Genomic DNA, 21178 nt, shown 5'->3' on the forward strand with positions numbered 1-21178 from the left:
CGGGGCATGCCGGGGACCGGTATATCACTTGATGCCCCCGGCCGACCGTCAGCAGCCTGCACCGCAGGGCCGCGCATGGCAAGCCATGCGCCGGAGATCCGTCAGTCGTCGCCGCGCAGCCGGTCGCGGATGGCCCATGCCATACCCGCGACCAGCAGCAGCGCCATCGCGTACCAGGTCAGCGCGTAGGACAGGTGCGAGTTGCGGAAGTCGATGATCGTCAGCCCGCCGCGCGGCCAGGCGTCGGGGGTGCCCTGCTGGTCGGCGTCGATGAAATATCCGGGCTGCGCGTCGATGCCCGTCGCCGCGTTCATGGCGGCGATATCGCGCGAGACCCACCGATCGCCCTCGGGGTCGTTCTTCTCCAGCAGGGTGCCGCCGGGTTCGGTGATGCGAAGCAGCCCCTCGATCCGCTGGCGGCCCTCGGGGCGGGTCCAGTCACCCGATGTGGGGACGAAGCCGCGATTGATCCAGACCGCCCCCTCGGGGCGATCCAGCGGCGTCATCAGCCAGAAGCCGGGACCGATCTCGGTCACGGCCTTGACCAGAAGCGAGCGGTCATGGCGGAAGCTGCCCGTCACCTCGACCCGCAGATAGGCGTCGTCGTCCTGGGTCACGGGCGGTTCGGGCGGGGCGACGGGATCGCCATGGGCGCGGGTCTCGACGGCCTCGATCAGGTCCAGCTTCCACGACAGGCGTCGCATCTGCCAGTTCCCAAGGCCGACCAGGGTCACGAAGACCACCCCCGCCAGCGCCAGCAGGACGATGTCCAGCCAGCGCCTGCGCCCATGTTCCCGCGCCTCGGTCACGGCAGGTTGCGAACCCGCTCGATCTGGTCGTGCGACGGCATCATGTTCTCGTTCAGGTGGAACATGACCCAGATCGACCCGGCCAGGACGATGACCAGCAGCGTGGCGGTGAAGACCAGCGACATGAACTGCCAGCCGTTCTCGGCGCGGAAGGTCACGTGCAGGAAGTAGTGGACATGCACCAGGATCTGGATCGCGCCCAGACCGAAGATGATGCCCACGGCCCAGGGCAGCCCGACCTCGAACTCGCCGATGACCAGGCCGAAGGGGATCAGCGTCAGGATCACCGACAGGCCGAAGCCGATCAGGTAGGACTTGTAGGAGCCGTGCGCCTCGTTGTCATGCGCGCTCATAGCAGCACCCCCGTGAGGTAGACGAAGGAAAAGACGCCGATCCAGATCAGGTCGAGGAAGTGCCAGAACAGGCTGAGGCACATGATCCGGCGGCGGTTCTCGTGGGTCAGGCCGTGCATGCCGACCTGGGTCAGCAGGACGACCAGCCAGATGCAGCCCGCGGTGACGTGCAGCCCGTGCGTGCCGACCAGGAAGTAGAAGGACGACAGGAACGCGCTGGCCATGGGCGTCGCGCCCAGGTGCCACAGGTGGCTGAACTCGTAGATTTCCAGCCCAAGGAACGCGAGGCCGAAGATGCCGGTGACGATCAGCCAGCGCACGAGGCCCTTCCGGTCGTCCTTCTGCATCGCGAGGACCGCGAAGCCGTAGGTGATGGACGAGAAGAGCAGCATGAAGGTCGAGACGAGGATCATCTCGATCTCGAACAGGTCGGCGGGGGACGGCCCCGCCGCATAGTTCTGCCCCAGCACGGCATGCACGGCGAACAGGATCCCGAAGATGAGGCAGTCGCTCATCAGGTAGATCCAGAAGCCCAGCATGGTGCCGGTATCGTGGCCGTGCTCTTCCTCGTCGTGCTCGGTCTCGAACACGTGGAACTGGAAGGGCTTGTCGTCGCCGGGTTCGGCTTCCTTCGCCATCCCGCCGGTCTTTTGCGCGATGCTGCTCATCAAGCCTGCTCCACCAGTTGGCGCGTGCGCGCCGCTTCGATTTCACCGACCTCGTCCGCCGGCACATAGTAGTCGCGGTCGTAGTTGAAGGTATGCGCGATCCCCAGGCCCACCGAGGCCAGGAAGCCGAGCGCCGCCAACCACCAGATGTGCCACACCAGCGCGAAGCCCATCACCGTCATGAAGCCCGAGATGATGATCCCCGAAGCCGTGTAGCGCGGCATGTGGATCGGCACGAAGCCTTCCAGAGGGCGCTTGTAGTCGTTGCGCTTCATGTGCTCGTAGGCGTCGATGTCATGCACCTGCGGGGTGAAGGCGAAGTTGTAGTAGGGCGGCGGCGACGAGGTCGACCATTCCAGCGTGCGCCCGTTCCAGGGATCGCCCGAGAAGTCGCGCAGGCGCGGCGTGTTGCGGTCGCGGATCGAGACATAGAGCTGCATGAAGAATGCGGCGATCCCGATGGCGATGCAGACCGCACCGATCGCTGCCGTCACGAAGTAGACGGCATAGGCGGTATCCTCGAACTGGCTGAGGCGGCGCGTGACGCCCATCAGGCCCAGGACGTAGAGCGGCATGAACGCCAGGTAGAAGCCGACGATCCAGAACCAGAAGCTGACCTTGCCCCAGAACGGGTCCAGCTTGAAGCCGAAGGCCTTCGGGAACCAGTAGCCGATCCCCGCGAAGACGCCGAAGACCACGCCCCCGATGATCACGTTGTGGAAATGCGCGATCAGGAACAGCGAGTTGTGCAGCACGTAATCCGCGGGCGGAACGGCCAGCAGCACGCCCGTCATGCCGCCGATCACGAAGGTGATCATGAAGCCGACGGTCCACAGCATGGGCGGCTCGTACCGGATGCGGCCCTTGTACATGGTGAACAGCCAGTTGAAGAGCTTGGCCCCCGTCGGGATCGAGATGATCATCGTCGTGGTGCCGAAGAAGGCGTTCACGTTCGACCCCGCACCCATCGTGAAGAAGTGGTGCAGCCACACGATATAGCTGAGGACCATGATCACGCAGGTCGCGTAGACCATCGAGGTATAGCCGAACAGCCGCTTCGAGGAGAAGGTGCAGACCACCTCGGAGAAGATGCCGAAGATGGGAAGGATCAGGATGTAGACCTCGGGGTGGCCCCAGATCCAGATCAGGTTCACGTACATCATCGGGTTGCCGCCGAGGTCGTTCGAGAAGAAGTTCGTCCCGATGTAGCGGTCGGCCGTCAGCAGCGCGAGCGTGGCGGTCAGCACGGGGAAAGACGCCACGATCAGCACGTTCGTGCACAGCGTCGTCCAGCAGAAGATCGGCATCTTCATCCAGCCCATGCCCGGCGCGCGCATCTTGACCAGCGTCACCAGCAGGTTGATCCCGGACAATGTCGTCCCGATCCCCGCGATGTTCAGCGCCCAGAGATAGTAGTCCATCCCCACGCCGATGCTGTATTCCGGTCCCGACAGCGGCGGATAGGCCAGCCAGCCTGTCGTCGCGAATTCACCCACGAACAGCGACACCATGATCAGCACCGCACCCGAGGCCGTCAGCCAGAAGCTGAAGTTGTTCAGGAACGGAAAGGCCACGTCGCGCGCGCCGATCTGCAGCGGCATGACATAGTTCATGAAGCCCGTGACGAAGGGCATCGCCGCGAAGAAGATCATGATGACGCCATGCGCCGTGAAGACCTGGTCGTAATGGTGGGCGTTGAGGTATCCCTCGTATCCCATCGACGCCAGCGCCTGCTGCGACCGCATCATGATGGCGTCGGCAAAGCCGCGCACGAACATGATCAGGCCCAGCACCATGTACATGATGCCGATCTTCTTGTGGTCGATCGAGATGAACCAGTTGCTCCAGAGATATCCCCAGAGCCGGAAATAGGTGAGCGCGCCCACGACCGCGCCGCCCAGAAGGACGGTGCCGACGAAGGCGGCAAGGATGACGGGCTCGTGGAACGGAAGGACGTCCCAGGTCAGCCGGCCGAATATCGGGTCGGTCACAAGGGCACCGGCGGTGCCGTGAACTGTATCTGCGGTTGCCATTTTCTCAGTTCGCCTCGGTAGGTTCGGTCCGGGTCCCGATCACGGGGGCCTCGGCGGGCGTCGACTGCAGCGGCGCGTCCAGTGCGGCCAGGATGTCGGCCGCATGCGCGCTGTCGGTCGGACGCAGGATCTCGAACAGGGCCTCGGGGTTCTCGACCGAGCAGATGCCGCGATAGGCCTCGCGGTTGTACAGCCCCTCAATGCCGCCGCCGCCAAGGGCGTCGACCATCATCATGTCGTTGACGCAGAGGTCGTCGTCGCTGACGCAGAGGTTGAGAATGCGGTCCCAGAGGTTCTCCTCGATGCCGTCGAAGGCGGTGACCGGGTGGTCGATCGAGGGTTTCTCCAGCTCGACGAAGGTGTCGCGGTCCAGCATCCCGCCTTCGCTGCGGACGTTTTCGACCCACTGGTCGAAGCCCGCCTGGTCGAAGCTGTGCAGGTCGAAATTCATGTGGTTGAAGCCGTTGCCGCTGTAGTTCGCCGAGAAGCCGCGGAAGGTGCCTTCCTCGTTCATCACGGCGTTCAGCTCGGTCTGCATGCCGGCCATCGCGTAGATCTGTCCGGCCATCGCGGGCACGTAGAACGAGTTCATCACGGTGGTCGAGGTGATGCGCCATTCGACGGGACGGTCAGTGATGACGGCGGCCTCGTTGACCATCGCCACGCCCTGCTCGGGATAGATGAACAGCCATTTCCAGTCCATCGCGACGACCTCGACGACCAGCGGCTCGACATTCGGGTCGATCGCCTTGTCGGCCGAGATGCGCCCGAGCGGGTCATAGGGGTTCAGGCGGTGCGTCGCGACCCAGGTCAGGCCCGCAAGGCAGATGATGATCGCCAGCGGAACCATCCAGACCACGACCTCGAGGCTGATCGAGTGGTCCCATTCGGGTTCGTACTTCGCCTTCTTGTTCGAGGCGCGGTAATGCCATGCGAAGAACGCGGTCAGCGCCATCACGGGCAGAATCACGATCAGCATGAGGATTGTGGAATAGACGATGAGATCGCCTTGTTGGGCGGCCACGTCCCCGGAAGGGTCGAGAACCACAAGATCGCAGGCCGAGACGGTCGCGAGTGCAGGGAGGACTGCAAGTTTTTGCCAGACGCGCATGGGGTTACTCACCAGCCTTTGGGTGTCGTCTTTCGTTAAGGACAGGACCGTCATATAGAACGCCCTGCCCGCGCGGGCACCGTGTAACTCTGCCGCATCCCGTGATACAAGTCGCCGATCTACAAATGGCAGTGTCTTCGACGCATGGCGTTACCACAACCTTCTACATGAACAGTGACAGGCAGCCCCTTCATGACCAGCACTGACGCACATCACAGCGAACACGCCACGATCGACGAGGTGGTCACCACCGTCATCATGGCGCGCGTCACCGATTTCTTCGGCTTCTTCGTATATGCCATCGCCTCGGCGCTGGTTTTCCCGGAACTGTTCTTCCCGAACCAAGACCCGGTCACCGGAACCCTGCTGAGTTTCGCAATCTTTTCATTGGCTTTCATCGCCCGCCCCATCGCAAGCGTGCTGGGCCGCGAGGCGCAGAAGGTGATCGGCCGCAAGGGCAAGGTGATGGCCGCGCTGATGCTTCTGGGCGTCTCGACCGTGGCGATCGGCCTGCTGCCGGGCCATGACAGCATCGGCGTGATGGCGCCGATCCTGCTGGCGGTCTTCCGCTTCGTGCAGGGCCTGGGCCTTGGCGGGGCATGGGACGGGCTGACGCTTCAGCTTCAAAATGCCGCACCCGAGGGGCGCAAGGGCGTCTACGGCATGGTGCCGCAGCTTGGCGGACCCATCGGATTCTGCGTCGCGGCATCGATCTTCTTCGTGCTGACGGGCTTCCTGACCCACGAGGAATTCCTGCGCTATGGCTGGCGTTTCGCCTTCTTCGCGGTCATCGCGGTGAACGTCGTGTCGCTGTTCGCGCGCCTGCGCCTGCTGGAAACCGACTTCGGCAATGACGAGCGCCTGATGCAGTCCGCCCCCTATGGCGATCTGATCCGCAACCACTGGCGCCCGATCGTGCTGTCGACCTTCCTGCCGCTGGCCAGCTATGCGCTGTTCCACATGGTGACGGTCTTCCCGCTGGCCTACGCCAAGCTCTATTCGGACCACGAGATCGCGACGATCCTGCTGTGGGAACTGCTGGGCGGTTCGCTGGCGATCGTGTCGGTCATGGCCTCGGGGCCGCTGGCCGACCGCTTCGGTCGCCGCACCCTGCTGGGTGTCACGACCGCGCTGATTCCCCTGCTGTGCCTGACCATCGGCACGCTGGACACGGCGCCGGGCGTCTTCATCGTGACGGGCATGGTCCTGCTGGGGCTGGCCTATGGCCAGGCAAGCGCGATCGTTCCGAACCGCTATCCGACGCAGTTCCGCTATTCGGGTTCGGCGCTGTCGACGAACTTCTCGTGGCTGTTCGGCGCGGCCTTCGCGCCGCTGGTCGGGCTGTCGCTGACCTCGGCATTCGGGCTGTGGTCCGCCGCGCTGTACCTGCTGTCGGGCGCGATCGTGACCTGCGCCGCGCTGTACTTCCTGCGAATCACCGAACACCGCTGATCGCCCGAAACGCCTCTGCCCGCCCCGTTCGGCGGGCAGAGAGCCCCCTCTGCGGCGATCTGCCGCAGGCCTTCCCCTAGCCCGAGAACCCCCAGTTTCCCGATCCCAGCACCGGCGCGGCCCGGTCGCTGATCGAATCACTGCGCGAGAATCGCACCGGGCTGCGCAGCCCCGCGATCCCCTCGGGGGTGATGCGCAGCCCGCGCGCACGGATCTGCGGATCGTCCAGCGCCTCGGCCACGGAATTGATCGGGCCGCCCGGAACGCCAACGGCGGTCAGCGCGTCGATCAGGCCGGATTTCGCCCAAGCCCGCGTCGCCTCGGACATCGCGGCGATCAGCGCCTCGCGATTTGCCACCCGGCCCGCGTTTTCCCGGAAACGCGGATCCTGCGCGCAATCCAGGCCTAGGACGTCGCACAGCGCGGCGAACTGGCGGTCGTTGCCGCAGGCGATGATCAGGTGGCCATCCGCTGCCGGAAACACCTGGTAGGGGACGATGTTGGGATGCGCATTGCCCAGCCGGCTGGGAGTGCTGCCCCCCAGAAGAAAGTTCGCGGCCTGGTTCGCCAGCACCGCGGTGCCGCAATCCATCAGCGACAGGTCCACCTGCTGGCCGCGCCCCGACGCGGCCCTTTCGGCCAGCGCGGCCTGAATGCCGATCACGCCGTAAAGCCCGGTGAAGATGTCGATCCAGGCGACGCCGACCTTCTGCGGTTCGCCCTGCGGATCGCCCGTCAGGTCCATGATCCCCGTCATGCCCTGGATCATGAAATCATAGCCCGGCTGCCGGGCGCGCGGTCCGTCCTGCCCGAAGCCCGTGACCGAGGCATAGACCAGCCCCGGATTCTCCGCCGACAGGCTGTCGTAATCCAGCCCGAAGCGGGCAAGCTGGCCGGGGCGGAAATTCTCGATCACGACATCGGCCTCGGCGATCAGCGCCTTCAGCCGCGCCAGATCGTCAGGGTCGCCGAAATCGCAGGTGACGCTGGACTTGCCGCGATTGGCGCAGTGGAAATAGGCCGCGACCCGTTCGGTACCGCCATCCGGCAGGGGCCGTTCGATGAAGGGCGGCCCCCAACGTCGCGTGTCGTCGCCTCCGGGCGATTCGACCTTGATCACCTCGGCGCCCAGATCGGCCAGCGTCTGCCCGATCCAGGGGCCGGCAAGGATGCGCGCCAGTTCGACGACGCGCAGCCCCTTCAGCGGGCGATCAGCCAAAGGCCTGGATCCCGGTCTGCGCACGTCCCAGGATCAGCGCATGGACGTCATGCGTGCCCTCGTAGGTGTTCACCGTCTCCAGGTTCTGGGCGTGGCGCATGACGTGATATTCGACCTGGATGCCGTTGCCGCCATGCATGTCGCGGGCCTGACGGGCGATATCCAGCGCCTTGCCGCAATTGTTGCGCTTCATGATGCTGATCATCTCGGGGGCGAAGCGGCCCTCGTCCATCAGGCGACCGACGCGCAGGCTGCCCTGCAGGCCAAGCGCGATCTCGGTCTGCATGTCGGCCAGCTTCTTCTGGTACAGCTGCGTCGCGGCCAGGGGCCGGTTGAACTGCTTGCGGTCCATCCCGTATCGGTGGGCGCGATACCAGCAATCCTCGGCCGCACCCATGACACCCCAGCTGATGCCGTAACGCGCACGGTTGAGACAGCCGAACGGCCCGCCCATGCCCTGCACATTGGGCAGGATCGCATCCTCGGGGACCTCGACATCGTCCATCACGATCTCTCCGGTGATCGAGGCGCGCAGGCTCAGCTTGCCGCCGATCTTGGGCGCGGACAGCCCCTTCATGCCCTTTTCCAGAATGAAGCCGCGGACCTTGCCGCCATGGGCCTCGGACTTGGCCCAGACCACGAAGACATCCGCGATAGGGCTGTTCGAGATCCACATCTTCGACCCCGACAGGACATAGCCGCCATCGGTCTTGCGGGCGCGGGTTTTCATGCCGCCGGGGTCCGACCCGGCATCGGGCTCGGTCAGGCCGAAGCAGCCGATCCATTCGCCCGATGCAAGCTTCGGCAGGTATTTCCGGCGTTGCTCCTCGGAGCCGTAGGCATGGATCGGGAACATCACCAGGCTGGACTGCACCGACATCATGCTGCGATAGCCGCTGTCGATGCGCTCGACCTCGCGCGCGACCAGGCCATAGGCGACATAGGACGCGCCGACCCCGCCATATTCCTCGGGGATGGTGACGCCCAGAAGGCCCGCCTCGCCCATGGCGCGGAAGATCGCGGGATCGGTATGTTCGTCCAGATAGGCTTCTTCGATCCCCGGCAGCAGCCGGTCGGCCGCGAAGGCCTGCGCCGAGTCGCGGATCATGCGCTCGTCCTCGGTCAGCTGATCGTCCAGCAGGAACGGATCCTGCCACACGAAACCGCCGCCCTTGTGGTCGACCGCCGGTGCGGGTTTTTCGTCACGGTCCAGCATGGGAACCCCCCTTTGAATCTGTCGGCGCCACCATACCGCGGGCGATGCCTGTCATGAAAACGATCTTTTCGCATCTTTCCATGCATCCTATACATGCATCATGCGCCAGAGACATTTCCTGCCCTCGTTGTCCCAGCTGATCGCCTTCGAGGCGGTGATGCGCCACCAGTCCGTGACCGCCGCCGCGGACGAGCTGCACCTGACCCAGAGCACTGTCAGCCGCCTGATCCGCGCGTTGGAGGACCGCATCGGCAAGCCGCTGTTCCTGCGCCAGAACCGCAGCCTGATCCCCCTGCCCGAGGCCCGCGCCTATCAGAACGACATCTCGCGGGGGCTGGACATCATCCAGCGGGCCAGCATGTCGATGATGGCCAATCCGGGCGGGGGCACGCTGTCGCTGTCGGTGCTGCCGACGCTGGCGACGCGCTGGCTGGCGCCGCATCTGGGGCGTTTCCTGGGCGACAATCCGGGCATCGCGATCAACCTGTCCACGCAGATCCGCCGCTTCAGCTTCCGCGCCGAGACGCATGACGCGGCCATTTACTTCGGACAGCAGGATTGGCCGGACGTCCGGCATCTGAAGCTGTTCGACGAAAGGCTGACGGCCTGCGCGGCGCCCGATTTCCTGGCCCGCAATCCCGTCCGCGACGTGGCCGACATGGCCGTCCTGCCGCGCCTGCAGCTGGAGACGCGGACGATGGGCTGGGCGGACTGGTTCGCCGCGCACGGCACCCAGCCGCCGGGGGCTGCGGGCATGGTGATGGACCAGTTCTCGACCATGATCCAGGCCGCGATCTCGGGGCTGGGGGTGGCGCTGCTGCCCCATTATCTTGCGCGCGTCGAGATCGCCGAGGGCCGCCTTGCGCCTGTGCTGGACCAGAACGTGCCGGCCAGCGGGGCCTATTGGCTGGTCTGGCCCGCATCCAAGGACGCGCATCCGCCGCTGATCCGGTTCCGCGACTGGCTGGCACAGCTGGTGGACGACACGCATTGAAAAAGGGCCGGACGCAATGTCCGGCCCTTCCACTCCGCGCGTGAGGGTCGCGGGATCAGTTCAGGTCTTCGCCTTCGCTCATGCCCGAGGTCTCGGCTCCACCGTCCTCTTCCAGACCGGTATCGCCTTCGACTTCGGCAGCGGCTTCGGCCGGGATCGTGTCGGCGACAGCGTCGTATTCGTCACCGTCGGTCGAGGCGGTCTCGGCGTCGGTCGGGATGATCTCGTCGCCGCTCAGATCGGTCGAGCTGGGCGTCTCGGTGGGCGGCTCGTCGCCGTCGGTGGATGCGCCGACCTGGACCTGGTCGTCCATGGCGGTGGCGGGTTCGGTCTGTGCGAAGCTGGCGGTGCCGGCCATCAGCAGTGCGGTCGTCAGGGCGGTCATCGTCTTGGTCATCATGACGTGTTCTCCTGTTTTCAAAGACGCGGCCCGTTTCGTTGCCGCGATTGTCCAGCCAACAACGCCAAATCGACGGAAGTTCGATCACGCCGCCGTGATATTCCACAAGCCACTGTTATCAAAAGCGGATTAAATATCGCAATCGGAATGGAACCCTGCTCCGCCCTTCTCACAAGGGCGTTCAAGGCAGGAACCTGCCGGAACCGGCGGGCCCTTGGCGACCCTTCAGGCGGGGTTTTGCCATGCACGCTTCCGTTACGGGCAATTCCCGGAAATGGCCCCTAGCTTCCATCCAGACGCGCAAACGACAGCGCGCATGACGGAAAAGGAGTAATCGCATGATCCGCCATTTCGCAGTAGCCCTCGGCATCACCCTTGCCGCCCCCGCAGCCTTCGCGCAGACCGCCGAAGCGCCCCAGCCCACGGCCGAGGATGCCGCCGCGAATTACGAAGCCGCCCGCAACCAGCTGGGCATCCTGCAATATTGCCAGGAACAGGGTCATACCGGCCCCGAGGCGATCGAGACGCAGGGCCAGCTGGTCGGCATGCTGCCCGCCGGTGACGAGACCGCAGGCCAGACCGCCGAGGACAAGGGCGCCGAAGGCACCGTCGCGATCGCCGGTCAGGAGATGACGCTGGCCGAGGCCGCCGAAGGCCAGGGCAGCACCGAGGCCGAGACCTGCCAGCAGATCGAGGCCGCCGTGAACGACATCGCCGAGAGCCTGCCGCAGGGCTGATCGCGACCGAGCTTGCGAATTGCGAAGGGCCCCGTTTCCGGGGCCCTTCTGCTATGTCGGGTCGTCATGATCGTGGGTCATGACCTGCCGCGTGGCGATGCGGGCGGTCTCGTGATCCTCGGCACCCGCGCCGGTCTCGACAAGATCGCGGGCAGCGGTCTCGTCGGGATCCTCTAGCGGGGGCGGATCCTCGCCCGCAAGGAAGTTGCCGAACTTCTCCCATCCCGGCACATGTTCGGCCAGGACGCGCAGCACCACCAGCACCGGCACCGCGATGACCATGCCGATCACGGACCACAGCCAGGCCCACAGGGCGACGGCCAGGAACACGACGACCGTGTTCATCTGCAACCTGCGCGACACGAAATAGGGCGTGATGATCTGCCCCTCCAGCGATGTCAGCGCCAGATAGCTGCCGGCGACCATGGCGGGCCAGAACAGCCCCGGCATCACCACCAGCGCGACCAGTCCCGCGATGGCGACGCCCGTGATCGCGCCCAGATAGGGGATGTAGTTCAGGACGAACGCCCCGATCCCGAACAGCAGCGCGCCGGGCATTCCCCAGGCCCACATCGTCAAGCCGACCGCCAGCCCCAGCCCCGCATTGATGACCGTGATGGCGCCCAGGTAATTCCCAAGCGATTCCTCGATCTCTCGCAGCGCCAGGTAGGCCGAGCGCTTGTCGCGCAGCCGGTCGAAGCTCTGGACGATTTTCAGATACAGAAGATCTCCCGAGGCGATCATGAAGAACAGCAGGACCATCGTGAACAGGATCTGCCCCATCAGCAGGGGCGTCATCGACAGCACGGTGCCAAGGGTCGTCTGGCCGTCCTGCTCGATCTTGATGGCGGCGGCGGGTTCGTCCTCGTCGTCCATCTCCTGCGCCTCGTCGATGCGCCGGACGGCATCCTGCAGGTCCGAGAAGGATTCGCGCACGTTCTCGAACTTGCGTTCGAGCTGGGCGCTGATGATCGGCATGTTGTCCATCGCCCGCGTCAGCGGCCCGCTGGCGGCATAGAAGATGACGCCGACCGTCAGCAGGATCGACAGCGTGACCCCAAGCGCGGTGATCCCGTCGGGGATGTTGCGACGCTCGGCCAGGCGGCGCAGCGGCGTGAAGACGAAGAACAGCAGCAGCGCCATCGTCACGGGCATCAGGAAGTCCCGCCCCGCCGCGATGGCCGAGAACGCCAGGATCATGAAAATCCCGGCCAGCGACCAGCCGACGATCCGCGGGAAGGGTGCGGGTTTCTCGTGTTTCTCTCGGCGGGGAAACAGGTTCCCCGGTTCCCTGGGCATGTGGTCCCCTCCCGCGATCTTGTCGGACGATACGGCCCGAAACGCGAAAGGCGGGCCGGATGTTCCGGCCCGCCCCTGCGGTTCGACCTTGCGGGTCGCGATCAGATCGGGTGGTCGCCCGTCTCGTCGATGACGCGGGTGGGCAGACCCATCTCGCCCAGCAGTTCGAGGAAGGGCCGCGCGGGCAGATCCTCGACATTGGCCATCTTCTTCACGTCCCAGGGACCGCGCGCGATCAGGATCGCGGCCGCGACGGGCGGCACGCCGGCGGTGAAGCTGATGCCCTGGCTGCCGACTTCGAGGAAGGCCTCCTTGTGGTCCGCGACGTTATAGATGAACACCTCGCCTTCCTTGCCGTTCAGGCTGCCCTTGACCAGGTCGCCGATGCAGGTCTTGCCCTCGTAATCGGGCGCAAGGCTGGCGGGATCTGGCAGCACGGCCTTGACGACCTTCAGCGGCACGACCTCCTGCCCCTCGGCGGTGGTCACGGGCTGTTCGGACAGCAGGCCCAGGTTCTGCAGGACGGTGAACACGTTGATGTAATGTTCGCCGAAGCCCATCCAGAAGCGGACATCGCTGTCCTTGTAGCGGACGGACAGGCTGTGCACCTCGTCATGGCCCGACAGATAGGCGGTGCGCTTGCCGACGACGGGCAGGTCCCATTCGCGACCGACCTCGAACATCCTGTTCGTCTTCCACTCGCCGCCCTGCCAGGAATAGACGGTGCCGGTGAATTCGCGGAAGTTGATCTCGGGATCGAAATTCGTGGCGAACCAGCGGCCGTGCGAGCCGGCATTGATGTCCACGATGTCGATGCTGTCGATCTTGTCGAAATACTCGTCCTCGGCCAGGCGGGCATAGGCGTTCACCACGCCGGGATCGAAGCCCGCGCCCAGGACCGCGGTGATGCCCGCGGCGGCCACGTCCTCGCGGCGTTTCCATTCATAGTTGCCGTACCAGGGCGGCGTCTCGCAGATCTTGGCCGGATCCTCGTGGATGGCGGTGTCGATATAGGCCGCGCCCGCGCGGATGCAGCCTTCCAGCACCGTCATGTTGATGAAGGCCGTGCCCACGTTGATCACGATGCCCGCGTCGATCTTGCGGATCAGCGCCTCGACGGCATCGGCGTCCATGGCATCCAGCGCATGGGTGGCGAAGGGCATGTCGTGCCCCTTCTCGCGCAGGCTCTCGACGATGGCGTCGGCCTTGGACTGCGTCCGGTTCGCGATATGCAGATCGCCGAACTCGGCGGCCCATTGCGCCACCTTGTGTGCCGAAACCTGTGCGACGCCACCGGCGCCGATGATGAGGACGTTCTTCTTGGCCAATTCCAACTCCTTCGGGGTAAAGAATGGGTCGCCTTACGAGAGGCTGCCTTTGTAGTCATCATAGCCGAAGCCGCGGACGGTGCGAACCGTTCCGTCTTCTTCGCGCCGTGCAATGGCGGGCATGGCCACGCCGTTGAACCAGTTCTTCTTGACCATGGTATAGCCCGCGGCATCCGCGATGCTGACCCGGTCGCCGACCTTCAGCGGCTGCGCGAAGCGCGCCTCGCCGAAGATGTCGCCCGCAAGGCAGGTCTTGCCCGCGATCTGGTATGCGTGATCGCCGTCCTGCGGCAGCTTGGCCGTCTCGCGATAGATCAGCAGGTCCAGCATATGCGCCTCGGTGCTGCTGTCGACGATCGCGACGTCCTTGCCGTTGTTGACGATGTCCAGCACGCTGACCTCCAGCGTGGTCGTCTTGGTGATGCTGGCCTCGCCCGGTTCCAGGAAGGCCTGCACGCCGAAGCGGTCCTGGAAGTCGCGCAGCCGGTCGGCCAGGCGGTCCAGCGGATACCCCTCGCCGGTGAAATGGATGCCGCCGCCCAGGGACACCCAGTCCAGCTTCTTCAGGAAATCGCCGAACTCGGTCTCGATCCGGGTCAGCTGACGGTCGAACAGGTCGAAGTCGCCGTTCTCGCAGTTATAGTGGATCATGACGCCGCTGATCCGGTCCAGCGCCTTCTCCAGCACGGCCATGTCCCATTCCCCGAGGCGCGAGAATTCGCGCGCGGGGTCGGCCAGGTCGAACCCGCTGGTCGAGAAGCGCGGGTTCAGCCGCAGGCCCGCGGTGACGCCGGCCGCCTGCGCCTTGTCCGCGTAACGGTCCAGCTGCGACAGGCTGTTGAAGATGATCTTGTCGGCATAGCCGATCGCCTCGTCGATCTCGTGATCGGCCCAGGCGACGGAATAGGCATGGGTCTCCTTGCCGAATTCCTCGTGGCCCAGGCGAAGTTCGTACAGCGACGAGGACGTGGTCCCGTCCATGTAGTCGCGCATCCCGTCGAAGACCGACCAGGTCGCGAAGCATTTCAGCGCCAGCAGTGCCTTGGCGCCCGAACGCTCGCGCAGATAGGCCACCTTCTCCATGTTGGCGCGAAGCTTGGCCATGTCGATCAGGTAGTACGGGGTCTGCGGCTGGGTCATGGGCGGGGCTCCGGTCGAAGGGGCTGTTGCGACGGTCCATCGCGGCGGTCGTAAGGCCGCCGATATAGGGCCACGCCCCGTTATTCGCAAGGAAACATGACGCGGCGGTGACGCCTGTCCGATCAGCCCCGCGCGCGGGTTTCGGCCGCGAAACGGCGCAATTCGCGCTTGCACAGGTCCAGTTCGGCGCGCAGGGCGGACAGTTCGGCCAGCAGGTCCTCGTCCAGGGGATGCCCCGCGATCAGGGGCAGCCGGGCGATCGTCGCTCCTTCGGCATCGGTCGCGCCCGATCCGGCCTCGGGCTCGGCCTTCAACAGCAGCGTGTGCACCCCTTCGGACACGACCGTGCCGGGCAGGTCCACCTCGACCAGCCACGCCCCCTCGCCATCGGCGGTCAGGCGGGCCTCGGACAGGATCTCTCCGGTCTGGACCAGAACGACGCGGGCGGGTTCGGTCCGGGCCGTCAGGCGACCGCGCCAGGTGCCGCCCTTCAGTCCGTGGCTGGTGAAGCTGGTCATCGGCATCTCCTCAGATCTGGGCGCGGGGGTGGCGCGACAGGACCACGTCGCGCAGCACGATCGCGTTCATGTAGGGGGCCTCGAAGATCAGGTCGATCCAGGCCTTGTCCACGCTGCGCTGCGACATGTCGGCATAGCCGAGATCGAACTCGACCAGGCGCTGGCAGTTCGCGCCCTCGATCGGGTCGCCCAGCTGGCGCAGGACGGTTTCGGTGTTCGGCCCCTGCTGGACGTTCAACCGCGCATAGACGGTGATCGCGCGTTCCGCCTGCAGGACCGCCTGAAGCCGCACGATGTGATGCCCGCCAAGACCCTCGGATGCCTCGGGCGGCAGCGACAGCGAAAAGGACAGGAAGCTGCCCGAGAAGCCCATCACCTCGAGCCGAAGGCCATAGGCCGCAAGATCGGTCGCGCGGCGGTTGCGCACCTGCTTCAGCAGCAGGGCACGGGCGTCGCAATCGTGGAACAGCGCGACCTCTTCGGACAGCCAGCGGTCGCTGCGCGGGGCGATCAACGCATTGTCGGCGATGCGCGACTGCATGACGCCGGGGCGCCAGCGCCAGTCGGTGCCGCCGGGCAGGTCCATCCGGCCCAGGCTGTCGCGCATGCCCGGCACGAATTCGTCGCTGACCTGCATGAAGCGGCCCAGCACCTGGTGCAGGTCGCGCGCCTCGTCGCGCAGGGCTTCGGGGACGGGGCGGCGGTGGCGCAGCAGCCCGTCCAGGAGGCCGCTCCACTGGGTGGCGGCGCGGTGGCGTATCCGCCGGGAGATCCAGCTTTTCTCGTGACGCGACATCCGGCCTCCGGTTGAATGGACGACGGGTCGGAAGCGACCGACACCTGCCTTCGGGATAGACCGCCCGAAAGGGTCGCACAAGCCTTGCGGCCTATTCCCCGTCCATCAGCGCATCCAGCCGCGCCGCGCAGTCGAAATCGCGTTGGGTCAGCCCGCCCGCATCGTGGCTGGTGAAGCTGACGGTGCAATATCCCCATCCGAAGGCGATGTCGGGATGGTGGTTGCGGCGGTTGCCCAGCCATGCGGCAAGGTTCGCCGTCTCGACCGCGCGGGCAAAGCCCTTGAACGCGAAGCTGCGGCTGATGCGCGTGCCGTCATCCGACCTCTGCCAGGCGGGCAGCCCCGCCATCGCGCCCGCAATCCGTTCCTCGTCCATCTCGGTTTCCCCCTTCGTGTCACAGCAGCGGCGATGCCAACGCCAGCAGGTTGTTGCGCAGCCGCCGCAGCGCGGACCAGCCGCGCACGCGGTCCAGCGTGATCTCCTCGGCGCGGGCAAGGAAGCTGTCCTGCCGCGCGTCCAGCTGCGCCACGCAATCGGCATCCAGCACGGCCATGTTCACCTCGTAGTTCAGCTCGAAGCTGCGGCGGTCCAGGTTGGCGCTGCCGATCATGGCGATGCGCCCGTCCACGGTCATGATCTTGGCATGCAGCAGCCCCGGCTGGAACAGGTGCAGCCGCACCCCCGCCGCCAGCAGCCCGTACCAGAAGCCCTGGCTGGCCGCGCCGACGATGATGCTGTCGTTGCGCGCGGGCAGGATCAGCGTCACGCGCACGCCGCGCCGCGCGGCGGCCCTGATCGCGGCATCCAGCGCGGCATCGGGCACGTAATAGGGCGTGGTGATCGTCACGCTGTGACGCGCGGCATGCAGCATCCCCACCATGCAATCCGATATGCTGCCCGAGCGCAGGTCCGGCCCCGTCGCCACCACCTGCGCCACCTGCCCCGGCGCCGCGACCGGATCGACCATCTTCAGCATGTGCCCCAGGTCGCGGCCGGTATAGCTCATCCAGTCGGCCAGGAAGATCGATTGCAGCTGGCGCACCACCGGCCCCTCGACCGAGACGAGGATGTCCACCCAGGGGGCGAAGCGCGCCTTGACCGCGAAGGCCTGGTCCGCGCAGTTGCGGCTGCCCGTGAAGGCCAGGCGGTTGTCGATCACCACGATCTTGCGGTGGTTGCGCAGGTCCAGCCGCTGGAACAGCACGCTGATGAAGGGCAGCCCCCAGGGAAAGGCCGTGACGCATTCCGCGCCCGCCTGCTGCATCCGGTGCCACAGCTCGGACCGGACCAGCCCGCGCGACCCCAGTGCATCGACGATGACGCGACATTCGACGCCGCGGGATTCGGCGCGCATGATCGCCTCGGCGATCTTGGTGCCGCTGGCATCGGGCAGCCAGATATAGAACATGACATGGACATGATCCGTCGCGCGGTCGATCGCATGGACCAGCCGGTCGATCGCCCCGTCGCTTTCCTCCAGCAGGCGCAGCCGATTGCCCGACAGGGCGGGCATCCCCCCCACCGCGGCATTCGCATCGACCAGCACGCGCTGCGCATCCGGCAGGTCGTCCTGCTCCGCGGGGCTGGGTTCGCGCAGACCGGTCAGCCGGTCGCGGATATCGGCCATGCGCTGAACCTCGGCATGGTTCATCCGCACCTCGCCGAACAGGATATAGGCCAGGATGCCGACCAGCGGCACGGCCTCGACCACCATGATCCAGGCCACCCGCGATGCGGGCTCCAGCCGCGGGCGCAGCAGCACGCGGATGATGATCGCCCATGTCAGCGAGGTATGAAGAAGATAGAACAGCGTGGCCCACATGGGCGCATCATCCCCGCGCCCCCCGGCAATTGCAATTCCCCGCCGTCCGGTCTATCTGCGAGCCTTGAAACAGCCACAGGTCGCCCGCGATGAACTGGATCACCAACTACGTCCGCCCGCGCATCAATTCGCTCTTCTCGCGCCGCGAGGTGCCCGAGAACTTGTGGACGAAGTGCCCGTCCTGCGGAACGATGCTGTTCCACCGCGAACTGGCGGACAACCTGAACGTCTGCACGAATTGCGACCATCACCTGGCGATCACCCCGCGTGAACGCTTCACCGCGCTGTTCGACGGCGGCGTCTTCCGCGAGGTGAAGGTCCCCGAACCCGTGGCCGACCCGCTGCAGTTCCGCGACCAGAAGAAATACCCCGACCGGATGCGCGCCGCGCAGAAATCCACCGGCGAGAAAGAGGCCATGCTGGTCGCCGAAGGCGAGATCGGCCGCACGCCCATCATCGCCGCGGGCCAGGATTTCAGCTTCATGGCCGGGTCGATGGGCATGTATGTCGGCAACGCGATCATCGCGGCCGCCGAACGCGCGGTGCAAACCGGGCGCCCGCTGGTGCTGTTCTCGGCCGCGGGCGGTGCGCGGATGCAGGAAGGCATCCTGTCGCTGATGCAGATGCCCCGCACGACCGTCGCGGTGCAGATGCTCAAGGAGGCGAACCTGCCCTATGTCGTGGTGCTGACCCATCCGACCACGGGCGGCGTCACCGCCAGCTATGCCATGCTGGGCGACGTGCAGATCGCCGAACCGAACGCGCTGATCTGCTTTGCCGGTCCCCGCGTGATCGAGCAGACCATCCGCGAGAAGCTGCCCGAGGGCTTCCAGCGCGCCGAATACCTGCTGGAACACGGCATGCTGGACCGCGTGACCCATCGCAAGGCGATGAAGGACGAGCTGGTGTCGATCCTGCGCATGATGACGGGCCAGCCCGCGCCAACGCGCGCCGACCTGCCCGCACCCGCGACCGAGCCGGCCCTGCCCGAGCCCTCGCCCGAAGAGACCGCCGAAAAGGCCGGGTAAGACCTGACACCGACGCAGAATGGGGGGCCGGGGCTGCCCCCCGGCATGCCGGCCATGAGCCATACCGAAGATTTCCAATCCGACGCGATCCTGGGGCGGCTGATGTCGCTGCATCCCAAGATCATCGACCTGTCGCTGGACCGGATGCACCGCATCCTTGCCGCGTTGGGCAATCCCGAACGCAGCATCCCGCCCGTGATCCACGTCGCGGGCACCAACGGCAAGGGCAGCACGCAGGCCATGATCCGCGCGGGCCTCGAGGCCGGGGGCGCGAAGGTCCATGCCTATACCTCGCCGCACCTGGCGCGGTTCCACGAACGCATCCGCCTTGCGGGCGATCTGATCCCCGAGGCCGATCTTGCCGCCGCGCTGGAGGAATGCGAGGCCGCCAATGACGGCCAGCCCATCACCTTCTTCGAGATCACGACGGCGGCGGCCTTCCTGGCGTTCTCGCGGTCCCCTGCGGATTACACCCTGCTCGAGGTCGGGCTTGGCGGGCGGCTGGACGCGACCAACGTGATCGACGATCCGCGCCTGACCATCGTCACCCCCGTCAGCATCGACCACACCCAGTACCTGGGCGAGACGCTGGAGCTGATCGCCGCCGAGAAGGCGGGCATCCTCAAGCCCCGCGTGCCCGTCGTCATCGGCCCGCAGGACGAAACCGCCCTGCGCGTGATCGAGGCGAAGGCCCAGGGGCTGACCGCGCCCATCCTGGCGCATGGGCAGCACTGGATGGTCCAGCCCGACCGCGACGGCTTCGTGTTCCAGGACGATCACGGGCTGTGGGATCTGCCGATGCCCAACCTGATCGGGGCGCACCAGCTGCAGAACGCGGGCACCGCCCTTGCGGCGCTGCGCGAACTGGGCGCGACCGAGGACATGGCCCGCGCCGCCGTTACCCGTGCGGAGTGGCCCGCCCGGATGCAGCGCCTGACGCGCGGTCCGCTGGTCGATCTGGCCGACCGGGCCGAGCTGTGGCTGGATGGCGGGCACAACCCCGCGGGCGGGCAGGCCGTCGCCGCGACGCTGGCGAACCTGCCGCGCCGCCCGACGCACCTTGTCTGCGGGATGCTGAACACCAAGGATATCGGCGGCTATCTGCGCCCGCTTGCCGCCCAGGCCCAGTCGCTGACCGCCATCGACATCCCGGACGAGCCGAACACCCTGCCCGCCGATGCCACCGCCGCCCATGCGCAGGCCGCGGGCCTTCCGGCGCTGACCGCGACCGATGCCGCCGCGGCGATCCGCGCGATCGTCGCCCGGGAACCGGATGCCCGCATCCTCATCTGCGGATCGCTGTACCTGGCGGGCCGCATCCTTCGCGCGAACGGCTGAGCGCATGAAAAAAGGGGCGGTGCGTTTCCGCACCGCCCCGATCGGGCAAGGCCCCGATCCCGTCCGGGATCAGAAGCGGTATGCCGCGCGGACCTGCACCATGTCGGTGTCCAGGTCCAGGCCGTCGATGTTGTCGACGTCGTTGAAGTCCTGGCGGGTGTATTCCGCACCGACGGTCACTTTCTCGGTGACCTTGTAGTCGGCGCCGATGCCGTAGCTGAAGGCGGTTTCCGAGACGTCGATGCCGCCGCCCAGGTCCTGCGACAGGTGCGCCGCACCTGCGGTGACGTAGGGCATGAAGCGGCCCATGTCGTAACCGGCGCGGGCGCGCAGACGGGTCAGGTCGCCCTTCTCGTCCAGGTCGTCAGCGTCGATCTGGTTGTAGTCCAGCTCGCCGCCGACAACCCAGTTGCCCAGGTCGCGCATGTAGCCGCCATGGATGCCGTAGGCGTCGAAATCGGTTTCGGCATCGCCCAGGTCGGCGTTGCCCTGGCCCCACTGGGCACCTGCATAGAAGCCGGTCCAGTCCGAAGCGGACTCGACGACGACGGGCTCGACCGCAACCGGAGCGGTTTCGGTGACCGGAGCGGTGTAGCCGCCGGCATGGGCGGAAACGGCGAACAGGCTGGCGCCAAGTGCAGCAATAGCGAATTTCATTGCAAACCTCCAAAGTCTGAATTTGCTGAGGCAGCATCTATGCCCATGCCCGGCCCGCCAAAAGGCCACGACCCGCGCCCCCTGCCGGTCCCGTGTCCAACCCGCAACCACGCGCTTGTGACGGGCCGTGACGGGAACCCTGAAACGGCCTTGAACTGCTGGTGGCGCGGATCACGGCATCCCCGGTCACGGCACAAAATTTGCAGATCGTGCAATTTATTGACGCTCGCATCTTGAAAAAATCTGGTGCGGGCACAGC

The 21178-nt window shown here is 66.0% G+C and carries 21 protein-coding genes; 5 read left to right on the plus strand and 16 right to left on the minus strand.

All coding sequences use genetic code 11. From position 1 onward, the window contains the following. Positions 1-101: 101 nt before the first annotated feature. From F804_RS0106420 to cyoA, 5 genes are read right to left on the minus strand one after another with little or no spacing between them, the layout of a single operon-like run. The gene (locus F804_RS0106420; protein WP_022706923.1) at positions 102-809 is read right to left on the minus strand and encodes an SURF1 family protein; all 708 of its coding nucleotides are present in this window, start codon (positions 807-809) and stop codon (positions 102-104) included. After that, entirely contained in the window at positions 806-1162 is a 357-nt protein-coding gene (cyoD, locus tag F804_RS0106425) for a cytochrome o ubiquinol oxidase subunit IV (RefSeq protein WP_028725697.1), read from the minus strand. The genes F804_RS0106420 and cyoD overlap by 4 nt, the downstream gene beginning before the upstream one ends. Next, positions 1159-1830, minus strand: a complete 672-nt coding sequence (cyoC, locus tag F804_RS0106430; RefSeq protein WP_022706925.1) for a cytochrome o ubiquinol oxidase subunit III — start codon at positions 1828-1830, stop codon at positions 1159-1161. Before cyoC ends, cyoD begins: the two co-directional genes overlap by 4 nt. Then, positions 1830-3863 (minus strand): cytochrome o ubiquinol oxidase subunit I, encoded by a 2034-nt coding sequence (gene cyoB / locus F804_RS0106435; protein WP_022706926.1) that lies wholly within the window; start codon positions 3861-3863, stop codon positions 1830-1832. Before cyoB ends, cyoC begins: the two co-directional genes overlap by 1 nt. Before the next feature lie 4 nt (positions 3864-3867). Next, positions 3868-5028, minus strand: coding sequence for a ubiquinol oxidase subunit II (gene cyoA / locus F804_RS15825; protein ID WP_342662146.1), 1161 nt, complete (start codon positions 5026-5028; stop codon positions 3868-3870). A 138-nt stretch (positions 5029-5166) separates the two neighbouring features. On the opposite strand from cyoA, the gene F804_RS0106445 reads away from it, so the two are divergent. Then, positions 5167-6426, plus strand: a complete 1260-nt coding sequence (locus F804_RS0106445; protein WP_022706928.1) for an MFS transporter — start codon at positions 5167-5169, stop codon at positions 6424-6426. 76 nt (positions 6427-6502) lie between these two features. On the opposite strand, the gene F804_RS0106450 is transcribed toward F804_RS0106445, so the two are convergent. Beyond that, on the minus strand, positions 6503-7645 hold the full coding sequence (locus F804_RS0106450) for a CaiB/BaiF CoA transferase family protein (RefSeq protein WP_022706929.1): 1143 nt from the start codon (positions 7643-7645) through the stop codon (positions 6503-6505). Then, complete coding sequence (locus tag F804_RS0106455) at positions 7638-8861, minus strand: acyl-CoA dehydrogenase (protein WP_022706930.1); 1224 nt, start codon at positions 8859-8861, stop codon at positions 7638-7640. The genes F804_RS0106450 and F804_RS0106455 overlap by 8 nt, the downstream gene beginning before the upstream one ends. 100 nt (positions 8862-8961) lie before the next feature. On the opposite strand from F804_RS0106455, the gene F804_RS0106460 reads away from it, so the two are divergent. After that, positions 8962-9855, plus strand: coding sequence for a LysR substrate-binding domain-containing protein (locus tag F804_RS0106460; protein ID WP_022706931.1), 894 nt, complete (start codon positions 8962-8964; stop codon positions 9853-9855). Between the two features lie 55 nt (positions 9856-9910). Here the strand turns inward: F804_RS0106460 and F804_RS0106465 are convergent, their stop codons facing one another. Further along, positions 9911-10255 carry a hypothetical protein gene (locus F804_RS0106465; protein ID WP_022706932.1) on the minus strand — a complete coding sequence of 115 codons (345 nt, stop codon included), beginning with the start codon at positions 10253-10255 and terminating at the stop codon, positions 9911-9913. A 338-nt stretch (positions 10256-10593) separates the two neighbouring features. On the opposite strand from F804_RS0106465, the gene F804_RS0106470 reads away from it, so the two are divergent. Further along, entirely contained in the window at positions 10594-10992 is a 399-nt protein-coding gene (locus tag F804_RS0106470; RefSeq protein ID WP_022706933.1) for a pore-forming ESAT-6 family protein, read from the plus strand. A gap of 51 nt (positions 10993-11043) precedes the next feature. Here F804_RS0106470 and F804_RS0106475 read toward each other — a convergent pair whose 3' ends face one another. The 7 genes from F804_RS0106475 to cls all read right to left on the minus strand — a co-directional run bounded on the left by F804_RS0106475 (position 11044) and on the right by cls (position 17896). Further along, a complete protein-coding gene (locus F804_RS0106475; RefSeq protein WP_022706934.1) occupies positions 11044-12291 on the minus strand; it encodes an AI-2E family transporter in 1248 nt (415 codons plus the stop codon). Between the two features lie 101 nt (positions 12292-12392). Continuing rightward, a complete protein-coding gene (locus tag F804_RS0106480) occupies positions 12393-13619 on the minus strand; it encodes a saccharopine dehydrogenase family protein (protein ID WP_022706935.1) in 1227 nt (408 codons plus the stop codon). A gap of 33 nt (positions 13620-13652) precedes the next feature. Further along, the gene (nspC, locus tag F804_RS0106485) at positions 13653-14759 is read right to left on the minus strand and encodes a carboxynorspermidine decarboxylase (protein ID WP_022706936.1); all 1107 of its coding nucleotides are present in this window, start codon (positions 14757-14759) and stop codon (positions 13653-13655) included. 122 nt (positions 14760-14881) lie between these two features. Further along, on the minus strand, positions 14882-15277 hold the full coding sequence (locus tag F804_RS0106490; RefSeq protein WP_022706937.1) for a hypothetical protein: 396 nt from the start codon (positions 15275-15277) through the stop codon (positions 14882-14884). Between the two features lie 10 nt (positions 15278-15287). Further along, positions 15288-16073, minus strand: a complete 786-nt coding sequence (locus tag F804_RS0106495; RefSeq protein WP_022706938.1) for a DUF6478 family protein — start codon at positions 16071-16073, stop codon at positions 15288-15290. Between the two features lie 91 nt (positions 16074-16164). Then, a complete protein-coding gene (locus tag F804_RS15830) occupies positions 16165-16449 on the minus strand; it encodes a 4a-hydroxytetrahydrobiopterin dehydratase (protein WP_022706939.1) in 285 nt (94 codons plus the stop codon). Positions 16450-16468: 19 nt separating this feature from the next. Further along, a complete protein-coding gene (gene cls, locus F804_RS0106505; RefSeq protein WP_022706940.1) occupies positions 16469-17896 on the minus strand; it encodes a cardiolipin synthase in 1428 nt (475 codons plus the stop codon). An 89-nt stretch (positions 17897-17985) separates the two neighbouring features. On the opposite strand from cls, the gene accD reads away from it, so the two are divergent. Together accD and F804_RS0106515 are read left to right on the plus strand one after the other, a co-directional pair. Further along, positions 17986-18924 (plus strand): acetyl-CoA carboxylase, carboxyltransferase subunit beta, encoded by a 939-nt coding sequence (accD, locus tag F804_RS0106510; protein ID WP_022706941.1) that lies wholly within the window; start codon positions 17986-17988, stop codon positions 18922-18924. Positions 18925-18978: 54 nt separating this feature from the next. After that, the gene (locus tag F804_RS0106515) at positions 18979-20262 is read left to right on the plus strand and encodes a bifunctional folylpolyglutamate synthase/dihydrofolate synthase (RefSeq protein WP_022706942.1); all 1284 of its coding nucleotides are present in this window, start codon (positions 18979-18981) and stop codon (positions 20260-20262) included. Between the two features lie 69 nt (positions 20263-20331). Here F804_RS0106515 and F804_RS0106520 read toward each other — a convergent pair whose 3' ends face one another. Further along, positions 20332-20919: an outer membrane protein gene (locus tag F804_RS0106520; protein WP_022706943.1), complete on the minus strand. Its 588-nt coding sequence runs from the start codon at positions 20917-20919 to the stop codon at positions 20332-20334. Between the last annotated feature and the right edge of the window lie 259 nt (positions 20920-21178).

The sequence above is a fragment of the Paracoccus zeaxanthinifaciens ATCC 21588 genome (genome assembly GCF_000420145.1).
Lineage (GTDB): Bacteria > Pseudomonadota > Alphaproteobacteria > Rhodobacterales > Rhodobacteraceae > Paracoccus > Paracoccus zeaxanthinifaciens.